This window comes from Acidocella sp., from assembly GCF_050253495.1.
Classification (GTDB): Bacteria; Pseudomonadota; Alphaproteobacteria; order Acetobacterales; family Acetobacteraceae; genus Acidocella.
Genome location: NZ_JBFWIX010000007.1, coordinates 18890 through 35422, shown reverse-complemented (window position 1 = coordinate 35422; position 16533 = coordinate 18890). Strand labels below are relative to the sequence as shown.

At 57.9% G+C, this 16533-nt stretch carries 16 protein-coding genes and 1 tRNA gene; 5 read left to right on the top strand and 12 right to left on the bottom strand.

All coding sequences use genetic code 11. The features are described 5' to 3' along the window. Positions 1–153: 153 nt before the first annotated feature. From AB7D48_RS07440 to AB7D48_RS07390, 11 genes are all read right to left on the bottom strand, one after another. Positions 154–1350 (bottom strand): SPOR domain-containing protein, encoded by a 1197-nt coding sequence (locus AB7D48_RS07440; protein ID WP_427977182.1) that lies wholly within the window; start codon positions 1348–1350, stop codon positions 154–156. A 229-nt stretch (positions 1351–1579) separates the two neighbouring features. Next, the gene (locus tag AB7D48_RS07435; RefSeq protein ID WP_427977179.1) at positions 1580–2491 is read right to left on the bottom strand and encodes a type II secretion system F family protein; all 912 of its coding nucleotides are present in this window, start codon (positions 2489–2491) and stop codon (positions 1580–1582) included. A gap of 31 nt (positions 2492–2522) precedes the next feature. After that, complete coding sequence (locus AB7D48_RS07430) at positions 2523–3512, bottom strand: type II secretion system F family protein (protein ID WP_427977177.1); 990 nt, start codon at positions 3510–3512, stop codon at positions 2523–2525. Continuing rightward, positions 3512–4909, bottom strand: a complete 1398-nt coding sequence (locus AB7D48_RS07425) for a CpaF family protein (RefSeq protein WP_427977174.1) — start codon at positions 4907–4909, stop codon at positions 3512–3514. Before AB7D48_RS07425 ends, AB7D48_RS07430 begins: the two co-directional genes overlap by 1 nt. A 6-nt stretch (positions 4910–4915) precedes the next feature. Further along, positions 4916–6181 (bottom strand): AAA family ATPase, encoded by a 1266-nt coding sequence (locus AB7D48_RS07420; protein ID WP_427977171.1) that lies wholly within the window; start codon positions 6179–6181, stop codon positions 4916–4918. Positions 6182–6209: 28 nt separating this feature from the next. Continuing rightward, positions 6210–6509 carry a hypothetical protein gene (locus AB7D48_RS07415; RefSeq protein ID WP_427977168.1) on the bottom strand — a complete coding sequence of 100 codons (300 nt, stop codon included), beginning with the start codon at positions 6507–6509 and terminating at the stop codon, positions 6210–6212. 14 nt (positions 6510–6523) lie between these two features. Then, the gene (locus AB7D48_RS07410) at positions 6524–7981 is read right to left on the bottom strand and encodes a type II and III secretion system protein family protein (protein ID WP_427977166.1); all 1458 of its coding nucleotides are present in this window, start codon (positions 7979–7981) and stop codon (positions 6524–6526) included. Then, the gene (gene cpaB / locus AB7D48_RS07405) at positions 7981–8826 is read right to left on the bottom strand and encodes a Flp pilus assembly protein CpaB (RefSeq protein WP_427977163.1); all 846 of its coding nucleotides are present in this window, start codon (positions 8824–8826) and stop codon (positions 7981–7983) included. The genes AB7D48_RS07410 and cpaB overlap by 1 nt, the downstream gene beginning before the upstream one ends. 8 nt (positions 8827–8834) lie before the next feature. Continuing rightward, a complete protein-coding gene (locus AB7D48_RS07400) occupies positions 8835–9341 on the bottom strand; it encodes an A24 family peptidase (RefSeq protein WP_427977161.1) in 507 nt (168 codons plus the stop codon). Between the two features lie 293 nt (positions 9342–9634). Further along, positions 9635–9817 carry a Flp family type IVb pilin gene (locus AB7D48_RS07395; protein WP_427977158.1) on the bottom strand — a complete coding sequence of 61 codons (183 nt, stop codon included), beginning with the start codon at positions 9815–9817 and terminating at the stop codon, positions 9635–9637. A gap of 382 nt (positions 9818–10199) precedes the next feature. After that, positions 10200–10388 (bottom strand): Flp family type IVb pilin, encoded by a 189-nt coding sequence (locus AB7D48_RS07390; protein ID WP_427977155.1) that lies wholly within the window; start codon positions 10386–10388, stop codon positions 10200–10202. Positions 10389–10572: 184 nt separating this feature from the next. On the opposite strand from AB7D48_RS07390, the gene AB7D48_RS07385 reads away from it, so the two are divergent. The 5 genes from AB7D48_RS07385 (at position 10573) to AB7D48_RS07365 (ending at position 14971) form a co-directional block, all read left to right on the top strand. After that, positions 10573–10649, top strand: a tRNA-Arg gene (locus AB7D48_RS07385). A 57-nt stretch (positions 10650–10706) separates the two neighbouring features. After that, positions 10707–11984 carry an RsmB/NOP family class I SAM-dependent RNA methyltransferase gene (locus tag AB7D48_RS07380; protein ID WP_427977152.1) on the top strand — a complete coding sequence of 426 codons (1278 nt, stop codon included), beginning with the start codon at positions 10707–10709 and terminating at the stop codon, positions 11982–11984. Then, positions 11981–12514, top strand: a complete 534-nt coding sequence (locus AB7D48_RS07375; RefSeq protein WP_427977149.1) for an N-acetyltransferase family protein — start codon at positions 11981–11983, stop codon at positions 12512–12514. Before AB7D48_RS07380 ends, AB7D48_RS07375 begins: the two co-directional genes overlap by 4 nt. A 42-nt stretch (positions 12515–12556) precedes the next feature. After that, complete coding sequence (gene guaA, locus AB7D48_RS07370) at positions 12557–14107, top strand: glutamine-hydrolyzing GMP synthase (RefSeq protein ID WP_427977147.1); 1551 nt, start codon at positions 12557–12559, stop codon at positions 14105–14107. A 426-nt stretch (positions 14108–14533) separates the two neighbouring features. Next, on the top strand, positions 14534–14971 hold the full coding sequence (locus tag AB7D48_RS07365) for a hypothetical protein (protein ID WP_427977144.1): 438 nt from the start codon (positions 14534–14536) through the stop codon (positions 14969–14971). Between the two features lie 127 nt (positions 14972–15098). On the opposite strand, the gene AB7D48_RS07360 is transcribed toward AB7D48_RS07365, so the two are convergent. Next, entirely contained in the window at positions 15099–16517 is a 1419-nt protein-coding gene (locus AB7D48_RS07360; protein WP_427977142.1) for an FAD-binding oxidoreductase, read from the bottom strand. Positions 16518–16533 lie beyond the last annotated feature (16 nt).

Sequence of the window (16533 nt, the reverse complement as noted above, 5' to 3'; positions counted from 1 at the left end):
GGGTATGGACGCGAAAGCGGCCTTTAAACGGCACGACGTTCGACATGTGTGATCCTAGCCAGAACGTCTCGCGCTTCAGTATCCCAATCAGGCGGGCAGCGGATGTACAACCTCATTGATTGGGTCACATAAGCCCATCGGCCTCATCGTGCTCTAAAAATCCGCGACGGTGCAAGCATAACCAGCTGAGGAAACCTCACCGCAGAAACGCGCCGCGGCAAGCTTGCTGGTAAACCCACCTACCCGCAAGCGATAATAGGTCTGACCCTTGACATCGGCTTGTTGAATATCAGGCGACTTACCTTTGAACAGGACGGGTTCGGCGGCCGAAATCTTTCGCCACTGAAGCTTCGCTGCCGCTTCGCTATTCAGCGCGCCAAGCTGCACCATCGCAGGGCCTGAGGATGCCTCCGGTACAGGCGTAGCAACTGCAACTGGGGCAGAACCATGCGCGGTGGGAGGCACCATGCTTGGCTTAGGCGTGGAAGAGACGCTGGTTGCGGTTGTGGGGGTTGGTCCGGGCATTGAAGAAGAGATGGCGCCAGGGATTGGGGAAGGCCCCGTATATGCGGCGTCCGGGTCTCCGCTCGTGGAGATTGGAGGAGGCGTGACCATGGCGGGCGTAGGCGTGGCCATGGCGGCTGGCATCAAAGATGTTGGCGCAGCCGAGACGGGAACAGAGCTTGAGGTGACCGTGGGTGTCACCACGGCGGGTTGAGTGGGAGCCGGCGGTGGCGGTGGCGCGGGATGCTGGATGGAACTGGCGATAAGCTCGGAAAACCCATCCATGGCCTGCTGAATCTGATCGGGCGGCAAATCGACGGCCAACACATTGCGAGCTTCCTGATCACGCCCGGAAGCAATGAGGGCCGCGGCATAATCCTGACGAATCTTCGGCGTGGCACTCTGCCCGGTCGCCAAGGGACCGAGATATTGCAACGCCTCTGGCCCATGGCCGGATAGCGCCAGAGACAATCCCAGATTCACTTCCGTGGCGATGCTGGCCGGGTTGGCGAGCAAGGATTTTTGATATGGCTCCACGGCCCCCTGGAAATTTCCTTGCAAGTCACGGGCCACGCCCAGATCGCTCCACGCCGCGGCATTGCCCGGGTCGGCTTGCACGGCGGCCATGAAGGCTTGTTCCGCCGCCGCGGGATCCGTCTTCAGCAAGCAACGGCCAAGCCCTGTTTCAGCACGGCTGGACTTCGCATCGTATTTGAGGGCGAGTTGATAAGCCGCCTGGGCAGGCAGACAACGACCCAGCGCATAATAGGCATCGCCCTCATGCACCAGGGCATCCACGTTGTTCGGGTCATCCTTGAGAATGGATTGAGAGATGGAAAGCGCCATGTTGGGATCGCCTCCCTCAATGGCGGCATCCGCAACATTCAACGTATTAGGGCCGATACTTCCCGAAGACGCATTGACGGCTCTCTGCGAACCAGACTGGGCACAAGCCGCTAGCGCAAAAACCAACGCCACCGACGCACAATGACGCAGCGCGTTGAAGCAGGAAGAACCATTCATTACGCGGGCAGAGAGGGTCATAAGATTATATCTTCTATCGCTTGTTTATCGGTCAGTGATGATTCAGGACGGCCAGAACATTGATCACGGCGGGACCGCCAACGATCAAAAAGACGCAAGGCAGGATGAAGACAATCATTGGCAGGGTCATCAAAGTTGGGAGTTTGCCCGCTTTTTCTTCGAAGCGAATCAACGCCTCGGCACGAAGCTCCGCTGAGAGGCTGCGCAGCGCCTGTGTCAAAGGGGTGCCAAACTGCAGTGATTGAATCAAGGTCGTCGCCAAGCGTTTCAGTACTTCAAGACCAGTGCGTTCACCGAGCGAGGTCATCACCGACCGCATATCCGCGCCAATTTGCAACTCACGGGAAGTTTGTGTCAGTTCCTGAGCCAAATCCGGATTCAGCAGTGAGATCTCTTGCGCCACGCGCGCAATTCCAGCTTCCAGAGCCAACCCCGCGTCAGCGCAAATGACCAACATATCGAGCGCATCCGGAACACCTCTTTCAACCTGCTCCAGATGACGCGTGCGAATATTCGTGGCGATCATCTCCGGCAGCAACATACCCGCCACCGCGCCACCGCCCAACTTGAGGCAGAGCCCCAAAGCGCCGGGCATGAAATTTTTCAGCGTGAGATAGAAAACAATTGGAAGCAGGAAGAAAAGCAGAATTTTCGCGCCGACAAAAAGACCAAGCCCCCTGCCCCCTCGGAAACCGGCTCCCTCAAGCGTGGCGGTCATTTCAGTCAGAGTCTTACGCGACAACAAACCAGAGCGGGCGATGAACATCCCGAAAGAAGAAACCGCCCGCACCAGCATGGAGCCTTCGGGCTTCGACGCTTCGGCGGCGCCATCCTTTCTGCCATGAATCGCAAGATCGAGCCGCTTATTCAACTTCTGCATGCGGCCAAAATCATTGACCAGCAGCAAGGCCGCGCCAGCCAACAGCAGCAGGCAGACAGCCATTCCGATCAATACATACAGAGGGGGGATCGGGCTATTTGAGAACATTGCTGATCATGAACTGAATAACCCCGATTCCCGCAGCCATCAGCAGAATGGCGGCCCCCAATACGGCCTGCCCCCCTGACGTGACAAACAGCACCTTGATATAAGCGGGTTGTAGCCAGAATAAGCCGCCTCCCGCGAAAAACGGCAAGGCGGTCAATACCATTGAACTCATGCGCGCCTCGGCCGTCAGCGCATAGCCACGCGATTTCAAGGCGACACGTTTGCGAATGACCTCGGCCAATGTTTCCAGCGTCTGGGTAATTCCACCACCGGAACGAGCCTGCAACGTAATCGCCGTGGCGAAGAACTGATATTCCGTCAGCTTCACACGCTCGGCCAACTCCCTGAGGGCAATATCGAGGGGAATACCGATGGTCACCTTATCCGCCAAAATGGTGAATTCATGCTTTGTTGGCTCCTGCGCGTCCTTGGCCACGGTGCGCAGTGCCTCGCCCATCGGAATACCGACCCGCACGCAACGGACAATGGTGTTGAGCGCATCGGGAAACTGCTCAATCAGCCTGGCGTTACGGCGATTCTTGAACCAGTTGAAGATGAAACGATCGACAACATACCACAACACGGGCGACAGGAAATATTTGACGATGAGCCAAATCTTGACGTGACGCCCGAGCGGATGCGAGGCCAGCCACATGACCAATAATGTGATTAACAGCGCCAGTGGCGGAACCAGCCACCATTTGATCGGATAGGTCTCGGCTTGTTGCAGATCCACGCCGATCAGCCCGGCGGCGCGTTCCTTTAACTGATCCAGCCGCGAGGTGGAGCGTACAAGGGTCAGTTCCTCATCCAACGTGGTGATCGGCTGATTTTCTGGTATGATCGCATGCTTGATCCGGAGCTTCAGCTTTTCCTCGCGATCATGTTCCGCGACCACCCAGATCGTCACGCCGACCGCCGCCGCCGCAAGCAGGAGCACCACGATCAGCAGCAGGAAAAGCTCATGCAAAAGCATCAGACTTCCTCCAGCGCATTCATCCAGGCACGGTCCAACCCATAATATTGCAGGCGCTCCTGAAAGGAGGAACGAATGCGGCTAACCTCGTATCGCCCGATCAACCGGCCATTCGGCGTCTCGCCGGTAATTTCCAGTTTGAAAATATCGTTGAGAAGCTGGGTTTCACCCTCGATGCCCGCGATCTCCGTGACCTGCGCCACACGTCGCCCACCATCGCGCTGACGTTCCACCTGGATGATGAGATTTACCGCCGCGCAGACCTGCTGGCGGATGGCGCGCGGCGTGAGTCCCATGGAGGACATCTGCACCATGTTCTCGATACGTGAAAGCGCATCACGCGTGTTGTTGGCGTGAATTGTGGACATCGAGCCATCGTGGCCGGTGTTCATCGCCTGCAGCATGTCGAATGCCTCGGAACCGCGTGTCTCGCCGATGATGATGCGATCAGGACGCATACGCAATGCATTGCGAACCAGATCGCGCGCCGTCACCTCGCCTTTGCCTTCCAGGCTGGGCGGACGGGTTTCCAGCCGGACCACATGCGGCTGCTGCAATTGCAACTCGGCGGCATCCTCCACCGTGACGATACGTTCGGTGGCGTCGATAAAACGCGAAAGCGCGTTCATCATCGTGGTCTTACCAGAGCCCGTGCCGCCCGAGACAATGATGTTCAGCCTGCAGCGCGCCGCGATTTCCAACACCCGAGCAATGGGCGGCGTCATCGCGCCGAACTCAATCAATTTATTGAAATCGATCGGTTTCTTGGAAAATTTACGGATCGAGATCGAAGGCCCATCGATCGCCAGAGGCGGCAGCACGATATTCACGCGCGAACCGTCCTTGAGGCGCGCATCGCACATCGGGCTGGATTCATCCACGCGCCGCCCCACAGAGGCCGCGATGCGCTGGCAGATATTGGTCAAATGCGTCCAGTCGCGAAAATGCACGGGCACCTGACTAAGCTTGCCGCCGCGTTCAATGAACACATGATCCGGGCCATTGACCATGATGTCGTTGATGGTTTCATCCAGCAACAGCGGCTCCAAGGGGCCCAGCCCCAGCATATCGTCCACCAGTTCAGTGGCGAGAGCCCTCTGTTCACGGGCATTGAGCTGCACGCGTTTCTCGGTCGCGAGGTCGGAAATCAGCCGTTCCACCTCAATCAACAACCTGTCGGCGGACAAGGCGGCCACGGCCGTCGCGTCCATGCGGGCAAGGCACATATTACGCAGTTCCGCGATTTCAGCGCGCACCGAAGCACCGGTATTGAGCGGTATGCGCGTCATTTCCACCGGCGGCGGCACCGGAGGGGCAGCTTGCACCGGGACGGCCGCCGAAGCTTCGACAATCTCCTCGCGGCGGCGGCGGCCGAAAACCGGTATGCTGTCGGACATCCCGACCTATCCTTTCTGCAAACCGAGCATCTTGAAGACACCCGAGAACGGAACCGCATGCCGTGCCGGCACCGCGCCAGTCTCCTCACGATTGGCAACAAAGCCGATTTCCCGTGAAAGATCTGAAATCGCCTGGCGAAACGGTCCCTTGACGGTCACCGCCGGTTCACCAAAGCTGGCGCTTTCATTCAATTGCTTCGGCATGTCGGGAATGGCGATGTCGATCTTGACCTTCAGCGCCTCCTCGATCTGCTTTCGGCTTAAACCACCGGGCCTTCCCTGACGGTTGAGCACGACAGTGGGGCTTTGTGGTTGCCAGGGGCCATTGGGCAGGCTGAGCAGGCGCAACGTATCACGCACGGAGGCCAATGAGGGATCCATGACAATAACGCGGTGATGCGCGAACTCGATGAGCTCACGGTTACAGGCCATTGGCAGGAAGGGCACATCCATGATCACGAAATTATAACGAACGCGCAGCGCTTCGATCAGGCGCCGGGCCGCGCCGGGCGCATAATTCATCGGTTCCGTCAACTTTTCCTCGGAAGCGAGGACATTCAAACGCTCCAGGACCGGCTGCGCGGCGCGCTCGACAAACAGCGTGTCGATTCTGTCTGGTGTCTCCAGAGCCATGCGTAAACCAGGCCCGGTTTTTCCTCCCAGCAGCAATGCGCCGGACCCCATGTGAATGTCGGATTCCAGGAACACGGTGTGGCGCTTGGCCGTGACCCCCAGAAGCCAGGCCAGATTGCCCGCGATGGTGGTGGCGCCGACACCGCCACGCGCGCCAATGACCACCACGACGCGACCGCCACGGGCAGCGTCTTGTCCGATAGCTTTGCGGGTAATCAGTGGCGCGAAATGCCGGGCCACGGCTTCCTTGGTAATCGGCTTGAAAAGATATTCCATCACGCCCATGCCGCGGGTGATGTGACGGTAGAAATCCATCTCCTGACTGTCGCCGATGACCAGCACGCGCACGCCGGGTTCGACCACGTCGGAAAGTTCACCAAGCGCCTGTAAGGGTTGTTCCTCGCCGGCAATGTCCACAATCAGCACTTCCGGGGTCGGCATCTTGGCCATGGCGGCGATTGCCGTGCGCACCGTGCCGCGCCGTATATCCACACCACCGGCCGTTGCTTCGGTTAAACTGTCGCGAAGCACCTGTTCGCTGGCCGGATCGCCTATATAAGCAAGAACGGTCAAACGGTCCGGACGGCTAACGACACCACTCTCATCCGAGAGAGGTCCGATTGCTCCCTGGCTGTTCATGCCTTCTCCTTTCCCGCCCCACTCATGCTCAACTGCCTCCAGAAATCGAGGTTGCGGGCGAGCTCGGCGTCAGCTTCGTCTGGATGCCCGCCGCCGTGCCGTTGGTTGTGGCCTTTTCGATGCCCCCCACGGCGATGATGCCATTTTCACCCGGTTCGGACTGGCCGCTGATCAGATCGGCCTTATTGGCTACTTGCTGTGCGATGGTTTCATTCGCCGCCCCTGTCTCCGACCATGTGCCAGGCCGGTTATAGGGATTGAACGCCCCCTGACAACCAGCCAGAGCCAGCAGCGCCACCCAGGAAAGGAACAAAAAACTTGAACGCATAACGGTTTGTTCCTTTACTGTACGATAAACCCGGCATCGCCAGGAATGCTGGCCTTGGCCACGTTGGTCCCGTTATTGCGCAAAAGCAAAATACGCTGCAGGTCATTCGGCGGTGACCAACCATCGTCCGGCGAGGCAATGGAGTTCGGGTTATTGACGGGTTTCACGATATAGGGCGTGACGGTGATGACCAGCTCCTGCTGCTCACGCTGGAAGGCGTTACCGCGAAACAAGGCCCCCAGGATGGGAATTTCCGACAAGCCGGGAATGCCATTGCTCACTTGGTTGGTGGTATCCTCCAGCAATCCGGCAATGGCCATCCCCTGCCCGGAGCCGAGAATCACCGTACTCGACGCGGCGGTAACATCGAGAGAAGGGACGGCATAACTCTCAGAGCTGGCGCCTGAGCTAATCGTAGCTGAATTTGAACTATCGATCGTGCTGATTTGCGGAGAGACCTGCAAAGCAATGCGCCCATCAGAAAAAACAGTCGGAATGAACGACAGCAAGACACCGTAATTTTTGAAGGTGACCGTTGTCGAGGTGCCACTGCTAGTGCCACTCGACACAGGCACGGGAAACTGCCCACCCACCTGAAAATCGGCCTGCGTGCCAGAAAGCGTGGTCAAGGTTGGCTCGGCCAGGATATGGGCGAGATTATCCGTGGCCAGGGCATCGATCACTCCCTCGAATGTCCCACCTGGAAACGTGACCCCCAAACTGCCGGCCGTGGCCGTCGACAATGAACTTGGCGCCGACGCCGTGGTGCCCGTAATGGCGAATTTTCCAATTGAAATCGCGGAAGAGCCAACATTGCTCCAGTTGATGCCAAGCTCGCGCGTGACTTGCCTGGACATTTGCGCGATACGGACCTTCAACTCGACCTGGATGGGCTGCTGTACCGTGAGGTCGTTCGTAACCTTGCCGTTGGGCGAAATAAGCTTTGCCTGATTGATCACGCGGTCGGCTTCCTCGGCGCTCTTGACCGTACCGTGGACGATCATGCCCCCTGGTTCGGACTCCGCCGTGACCCCACCGCCAGGCGCTGTGACCCTGGCTTGGCTGTCAACACGATGATCACTATATTGTGATGGATTCACCGTAATTGAATATTGCGCAATCCTGTTGCCGGAGGCATCTGTAGCCACCACATCAGTCTCGCCAGGGGATTTACCGAACACGAACATGGTGCCGGGGCTAGCCGGGCGGACTGAGGCGATGCTGTCGTCCGCCACGAACAAATTGGCGACTGGACGTGGAAGCTTGACCAGCTTGCCCTGCCCCTTTGCGATGGACAACCCGCCGTAATAAGCGGGGGGTATGACTTGCGCCGGCTGCTCCGAGGCGGAAGAATTCTGCTGGGGTGTAAACTGGCCTTGCGGGCTGTCGCCGCCATTGTTTGCCGCATGCGCGGCCGCGAGCGGAACGGCCGTGAACAGCGCCAGTACCGGAAAAGCAAAAAAGCTGCGCATCAGAACTTGAACTCCCCGGAGGCGCCTGAAGAAATCACATTGACCGTCGTAACCGGCTGCTGCGGCGGCTGGGCCGCCCCAAGGGCCGGAGAGACTTGCCCAGCCCATACAGGCGCGGGTATGGATGCCGGCGCCGTCTTACCCGGCATGGACGCTGTTTGCGCTGAATGCACGATAAGGGAAAGCTTCCCGAGATTGACGGCCACCAAACAGCGAGCCGCCTGCTCCTGCGTCACTTCCAAAGTGACTGTCGAGGCCGGCTTGCTGTTACCGTCATTGTTATTGCTCGTACCCTTGATCAACTCCGTGCCGGTGGCGATCACGCGAACGTCGCTCAGCACCACTTCGGCGGCAATACGCTTGGCATCCGGCGCACCCGGAATCGCCTGGGTCAGCAGCACATCAACCCTGTCTCCCGGCCAGATCAGACCATCGGCTCCAGTAACATTATCCACAGCGACTGTAACCGCCCGCATGCCAGGCGAAAGGACCGCGGCCAGGAAACCATGGTCGCCTGGGTGAATGACCTTGTCATCGGTAATGGGCGCGCCTTGGGTCAATGCCGCCCGGACCATCGCGCCAACCAGGGACGCGCGGTTTTGCGGCGTATCCAGAATCGCACCCGCCGGAGCGTTCGCACTCAAAACCGACTGATTGCCTATATTCGAGGGGCGAATGAGCGCCCCACCAGAGAGGGGCCCCGCCGCGACGAGAATTTGCTCGGTCGGCGGCGGCGCGGCGGCGACGGGTTTCTTCTGCCCTTGATTGAGAATCGAATAGCCAAACACCACCACGGCAACCAAGGCAGCGATCAAAACGACGAAAATGCCGAGACGGAAGACCATGATTCAACCTATGACTGGAGAACGCGCGGCAACATGACCATCAACGTACCGCCCGAGATGGCAACCGCATAAGGAAGAGGCCCGCGACGCGCGACGCGCCATTGTTCCGCCCGCAGACAGCGGCGTAAACAAGACCCTGCATTCGACACCACGGGACGGCGCACCAGGAAAGAGAGCAACAAATAAAAAATTGCCAATCCTCCCCCCAAAAGCATGACATGGGCAACAGATAGAAGTTCCATCTGCCACGAAGGCTGAATGAGCAATGAGGAAGCCGCCCAAAGCTTCACATCGCCGCCGCCCATCAAGCCCGCGGCCCAAATACCAAAAAGAAGAATGAATATGATGGCGGCCGCCCCCAGCGAGGGAAGCAAATTATGGTCGAGCCCCCGAAGCGCCACGCCACACAGGAACACCCCACCCGACACCCAATTCGGAACCGTCCTGGCGGCGAAATCATGTAGCGCCGCGTAGAGAAGCAAAAACAGGGAGAGGCTGGCCAATAACAGGGTCACACACACCTCGTCACTTCACGGCCGCTCACAAACATGCCACGCATCCCTCTCACCGATTCGGTCTTCGTTAACCCGACGAATCCTGCAACAGGAATGATTAGAATCAAATGAATTATCATCAGATCATCGAATCGCCCATCTGATGCGTATCGTTAGCTCTAATGCCACTGCTTGCAAAAGAAATATTCACAGAAACAGCGCCTAATCGCCCGACATGATCAGCAAAGACCACGGACGCCAACACGGCCGGCCGGAAAACCGGCCAGCCGCTAGAATTTCTTAAAGAACAGAAATTACAGTTCAGAAGCAACCGTATTGAAGGTGCTGGAGATGTGAGTACCAAGCTGGCTCACGGCGGCAATGATCACCACGGCGATCAGAGCGGCGATCAGACCATACTCAATGGCGGTGACGGCACGCTTGTCGACATTGAACTGAGCAAACTTCTGAGCAATGGCGGTACGGACAAAGTTCACGAGCACGAGGAAACCCTTTCAAAACATTAATCCAACAGCAGGATCGGCCAACACCACCAGAGATCGTCACGGCAGATGCCCTTGCAACCGCTGAATGCTACCCCATCCGCGTATTCCGGACATGTTTAATACATAGAAATCAGTATATTCTGTCAAATATAGTTTGCCCGTATACAAAACAATTAAGCGTGATGAAACATAAATCACACAGTTTCGCCGCCGCTCCACGGTCTTAAAATTTATACAAATCTTTGGCGGGTGAGTGTCTAAACTTTATTGACACACGCTCGCTTCAAAATTTTAATTAACCAGTCATTATTTGATTATCGTTAACAAAAGTTTTTATAATTAACACCCAAAGTCAGCTTAACCATGCACGGGGCTACAACTCCGAAGCGACCTGATTAAAGGGCGTCGCGACCTCTTTGCCTATACTGCTGATCCCCCCGACAATCGCGGCGACGATGATCAAGGCGATCACGGCATATTCAATCGAGGTCACAGCCCGATGATCGCCTCTGACACATTTCAATTTTTCTGAAAATTTATCATAAAAATGAATAGCTTGCATGGTTCAATCCCCCTTGGCCCTCTGGGCGCCACTCCTCAACTGATCCAGCAATCAAGCTCCCACCAAATTTTCTAACGTAACACTTCTCACCAGCATAGGGCTGTCACGTAAATGTGTTGCGCGGCTTGATGAACCGTCGATTCTTGCAGTTTTACCGAGCCATGATATGACCCGCTTGGCCCTCGCCCCCGTTGGCTAACTGGATAAGCTCCGATCCTTCTAAGTTCGTTTATGCAGGTTCGAGTCCTGCCGGGGGCGCCAATTTTCCTCAACCGCCAGGCTCTTGACGCTGCGCCCCGCATCCGCAACGGGTGCGCCATGACCCCTGCCGGACAACTCGCCGCCGCCATTGACCTGCTCAGCCTTATCGAAGCAGACCCACGCCCCGCCGACGCGGTGGCAAATCATTTTTTTCGCACCCGCCGCTTCATCGGCGGCGGCGACAGACGGGCTGTTTCCGCCTTGGTCTGGGGAGTGATACGCACGCGCCGGCATCTCGGCTGGTGGCTGGATTATGCCCATGCTCCACAAACGGCTCGCCTCTTGCTGGCCCTGCAAGCGCTGTTTTCGGGTCAAACACCCAACAAGATCGCCAGCGCCTTTATTTCCGGCCGTTATGGCCCACCGCCACTGACCCCCGCCGAAATGGCGCTGCTGGAGAAGCTCTCCACCCGCACGCTGGAACACCCGGACATGCCAGAGCCGGTGAAGTTCGAAATTCCCGACTGGATCTTGCCCAAATTGCACGCTCAATTCGGCCCCGCCCTGGCAGCCGAGATGGCGGCCATGAATGAGCCCGCTCCACTTGATTTACGTGTGAACCTGCTGAAGACCGACCGTGACAGCGCTTTGCGCGCCTTGGCCGCGGAAGGGCTGAAAGCCGAGCGCACCCAATATTCCCCTTGGGGGCTAAGACTGACAAACCGCCAATCCGTGACCACCGGCAAAGCTTTCCAGGAAGGGCTGGTGGAGATTCAAGATGAGGGTAGCCAGCTCATCGCCCTGGCCGTGGATGCCCAGCCTGGCATGAGGGTGGCCGACTTTTGCGCCGGAGCGGGTGGCAAAACATTGGCAATCGCCATGGGCATGGGCAATAAAGGCCATATTATCGCCTGCGATGTCTCCGCGCCAAGGCTGGAGGGAGCCATCAAGCGGCTACGCCGCGCAGGCGTGCACAATGCCGAGCAGCACTTGCTGGAATCAGGCGACAAATGGGTGAAACGGCAGACAGGTAAATTCGACCGCGTGCTAGTGGATGCGCCTTGCACCGGCACCGGAACATGGCGCCGCAACCCCGATGCGCGCCTGCACCTGAGCGAGCGGGACCTTACCGAACTCACCTTTAAACAAGCGGAAATCCTAGACCGGGCGCAAAAATTGGTAAAACCGGGCGGGAAGTTGGTTTACGCCACCTGCTCCGTGCTGCAAGATGAGAATGAGGCACAGACGGAGGCGTTCATGGCGCGTCATCCTGAATTTACCCCCCTGCCCCTGGAAGCGCCGGAAGCGCTGCGCGGGAGCGCCGTGTTGCGCCTCTCTCCCGCTCGAAATGGCACGGATGGCTTTTTTGCCGCCGTGATGGTGCGGCGCAGTTGATTTCCATCCGCCGCGCCAGATTGTCCGATGCCAGTTTTATCGCTGCTGTTCATGTCGCGACTTGGCGCAGCGCCTATGCAAACCTCTTGCCCGACGATTATCTGGCCAATCTCTCGGTCTCCCGCTTGGCTGGCTATTATGAACATGGCATCCGGCTTGGACTTGGGCTGCATGTCGCGGCCAGTTATGGGGTGCGCGGTGGCCCTCCGATTTTGGGGTTTTCATCCGCCGTGCGCTGCCGGGACCCAAGCTTGGGTGAAGGCGAGGTGGAAACACTCTACGTACTCGACGATTACCGGGAGCGCGGGCTGGGCGGACAATTGTTGCGCGCCTCGGCCAAGCACTTGGCTCAACTTGGTTGCCGCTCGGCTTTTGCCTGGGTTTTGAGCCAGAACCCGTCCCGCTATTTTTATCAGCATTTGGGTGGCAAGCAGATCGCCAGCGGTACCACCAAGGTCGGCGACGAGGATATTCCACAAACGGCATTTTCCTGGGATCCGATCACCACTCTGCTGGACGTGGACGCTTAAGGCCTCTGTTGCAAAAGCAAGCTCGCCGCTCTAGTTGGGCACATGAGCCAGCAAAAAATTCTAATCCTGGATTTCGGCAGCCAAGTGACCCAGTTGATCGCACGGCGTGTGCGCGAAAGTGGGGTTTACTGCGAGATTCTCCCCTTTAACGCAGATGTGCAGCGTATGCGCGACTTCAATGCCGCCGGCATCATCCTCTCCGGTGGACCGGCCAGCGTGGCCGAAGAGGGAAGCCCGCGCGCCCCGGATTGGGTATTCGAGAGCAAGCTGCCTGTTCTGGGTATCTGCTATGGCCAGATGTGCATGTGCGTGCAGCTGGGCGGCGAAGCCAAGGGGGCTGAAATCCGCGAATTCGGCCGGGCCATGGTCGATGTTGTGGCTGAATGCGAACTGTTCGAGGGCGCTTGGAGTGTCGGCGCGCGCGAGCAGGTCTGGATGTCTCATGGCGACCATATTTCCGCGCCTCCGCCGGGTTTTAGAACCGTCGCGGTCTCGGAAGGCGCTCCTTATGCACTCATCGCCAATGATGAGCGCAAATATTACGGCATGATGTTCCATCCGGAGGTGGTGCACACCCCGCATGGCGCTCAATTGATCCGTAATTTCACCCATAAGGTCTGTGGCCTGAGCGGTGACTGGACGATGGCGCGCTTCCGTGAATCGGAGATTGAAAAGATCCGCACCCAGGTCGGCTCCGGCCGGGTAATTTGCGGCCTTTCGGGGGGGGTTGATTCCTCCGTGGCGGCGGCGCTGATCCACGAGGCGATTGGCGACCAACTCACCTGTATTTTTGTCGATCATGGCTTACTGCGTGCCGGTGAGGCGGACGAAGTGGTGAAAGTCTTCCGTGACCGCTTCAACATCAAACTGATCCACCGCGACGCCTCGGATCTGTTTCTGGGTGAACTGGCCGGTGTCACCGATCCGGAACGCAAGCGCAAAATCATCGGCAAGCTGTTCATCGACGTGTTCGACGAAGAAGCCTCCAAGATTGGCGGCGCGGAGTTCCTGGCTCAAGGCACTCTCTATCCGGATGTGATTGAATCAGTCTCTGCCCTGGGGGGACCTTCGGTCACCATCAAATCGCACCATAATGTCGGCGGCCTGCCTGATTATATGAAGCTGAAACTGGTTGAACCTCTGCGCGAATTGTTCAAGGACGAGGTCCGCGCGCTGGGTCGGGAATTGGGACTGCCTGAAACCATTGTTGGCCGCCACCCCTTCCCTGGCCCGGGCCTTGCCATCCGCGTGCTGGGTGAGATCACGCGTGAAGCCGTGGCTGTGTTGCAAAAGGCGGATGCGATTTACTTGGAGGAAATCCGCAATGCCGGACTTTACGATGCCATTTGGCAAGCTTTTGCCGTGCTGCTGCCGGTGAAGTCCGTGGGAGTGATGGGCGATGGCCGCACTTATGATAAAGTCTGCGCCCTGCGGGCCGTCACCAGCACTGACGGCATGACAGCCGATGTCTATCCATTTGACATTACTTTTCTAAGCCGTGTCGCCGGACGCATCGTAAATGAGGTTCGGGGTATCAACCGTGTTACCTACGACATCACGAGCAAACCCCCTGGCACCATCGAGTGGGAATGATCCCGCGTCTGGCATAGGCTGGCACAAACCGGCATAAAATCAACGATAAGCCCCTGTAAAAAGGGGCTTTTTTGTCTCAGAACCTTGCATCGTCTGGCACTCTCGGGCAGCGCCAAGCACTGTTTTTTTATGGTATAACTCATGGTATCAAAGATGTCGGACGCCATGGTGTGGCTCCGACTGTGGCGCTCCATGCTTGCGGATCAGAGCCGTCAGGGCAGCTTGCTCAGCATCATCCAACATGACAGCAACCGCACGACCCTTCGACATCCTAGCCTCCCCAAGTTTAAGGTTTAGCCAGAATGTAGACTACTTTCCGATCAGAACACTAGAGGGCGGGTTGCTTTAGATCGGCAATGGAGCGTCTGCCCAACTGGTGGACTGGATAAGGTGTGGTCATTTGCTTCCCTATTTTCGGGAAACAATTTGAATATCTCCGTACTCTGCGATTACGGTTCTGGTGACAAATCCAAAGTTGAACGTCTCCGGCAAAGTCAGATTCTAAAATCGGGGCGGATACTGACGGCTACTGATTTCACAGGAAAGACAGAAAGCGATATAGAAGACTTGTTCGATCCGACGTTTTACTGTGCACTTGTCAATCAAGCTCTTGGGCTTCATGACGGCGCAGAGATCACTGTGGAAAAGGCTGAATCGGCTGGTAATGGGTCGCCGAGAATCGTCAAGCAGGTAGAGGCGTTGTGTAGGACGCTTCCTGCGGACATTCCAGAGTTCAATCACTACCTGCCTGCTGAATGGCTCCTTCGCCATCCGGAGCTTTTGGATGCCCAAGAACCTATGGTTGATGAGTCTCTCAATAGGTTCGAGGCGGTGTTCAAGGAGCTTAATCGCTTCCTTGGTTGACGGATGGCAGATGCTGGGAATGCTTCTGATGCCATTCTGAATATGGTGATCGATGCGAGAACGGATCTGGATCCCAATCTCTGTTCTCAACCTCCTAACCCGACGCGCGGGATGATCCTCATCCCGCTCACGCCAAAACCGTCTTGCCGGGATTCATCAGATTGCGCGGGTCGATTGCGGTTTTGATCGCCCGCATCAGCTGCTCTTCTACCGGCGCGCGATGCCGGATAATCTCCTCAGCTTTCAACAACCCGATGCCGTGCTCAGCGGAAATCGAGCCGTGCATCCGCATTGCAATGGGGTGAACAATATCATTGATCGCATGCCAATGGGAGAGGAATACCTGCTTCTCCATCGCCTCCGGCTGGGTGAAATTATAATGGATATTGCCATCGCCGACATGGCCGAACGCGCAAAGCCTGATCCCCGGCATATATTCCTCCACTGCGGCGCCGGCCGTGGCGATGAAAGCGGGAATGCTTGAAACCGGCACGGAAATATCATGCTTGATCGAGCCCCCGGCGCGCTTCTGCGCCTCCGGGATGCCTTCGCGCAGAGCCCATAATTTCCGCGACTGTTCGCTGGAGGTGGCTATCAAGGCGTCGCTGATCAGCTCCTGCGCATAGGCCTCTTCCAGAATAGTCTCGAACAGGCCGCGCAGTTCCTCGCCCTCGCACGAGGTTGAGAGTTCGATCAACGCGTACCACGGCGCTTGCACGGCAAATGGTGCCTGGCCGCCAGCATGGCGGGTGACGATCGACAGGCTGAATTGCGACATCAGCTCGAAGGCGCTGACCATGTCGCCGCTACGCTGGCGGGCTAGGCCCAGCAGCGTCAACGCCGCCTCCACACTCGGCAGAGCGCAATAGGCGGTTTCGATCTGGCGCGGGCGCGGAAACAATTTCAGCACTGCGGCGGTGACGATGCCCAGCGAACCCTCGCTGCCGATGAACAGGTTTTTCAGCGAATAGCCGCTATTATCCTTCAGCACCGGGCGCATGCCGTTCCAGAGCTGACCATCCGGTAGCACCACTTCCAGCCCCAGCGTCAGCTCCCTGGTATTGCCGTAACGCAGAACGCCGACGCCACCGGCGTTGCTGGCGATATTGCCGCCGATGGTACAGCTTCCCTCCGCCCCCAGGCTGAGGGGAAACAGGCACCCGGCCTCGTGCGCCGCCGCTTGGAGATCGGCGAGGATCACTCCGGCCTCGACGGTGATGGTGAAATTCACCGGGTCGATCTCCCGGATCCGGTTCAGCCGCGAGAGCGAGACCAGCACCTCATCCGCTCCCGCAACCGCGCCGCCGGCCAGCCCGGTATTGCCGCCTTGCGGCACCATCGCCACCCCGGCATCGGCGCATAACGCCACCGCACGGGAAAGCGCCTGCGCATCACGCGGGACGATGACGATGCGTGCTGCTCCGCGATATAGCCCCCGCTCCTCGACCAGAAACCGCTCCCGATCCGCCGCTGCGGTGAGCACCGATTCCGGCCCCAGCACCTGTGCCAGCCGTGCCGCCAGATTTACCGAATTATCCAGATCCATCGCCGAACCACCTTCA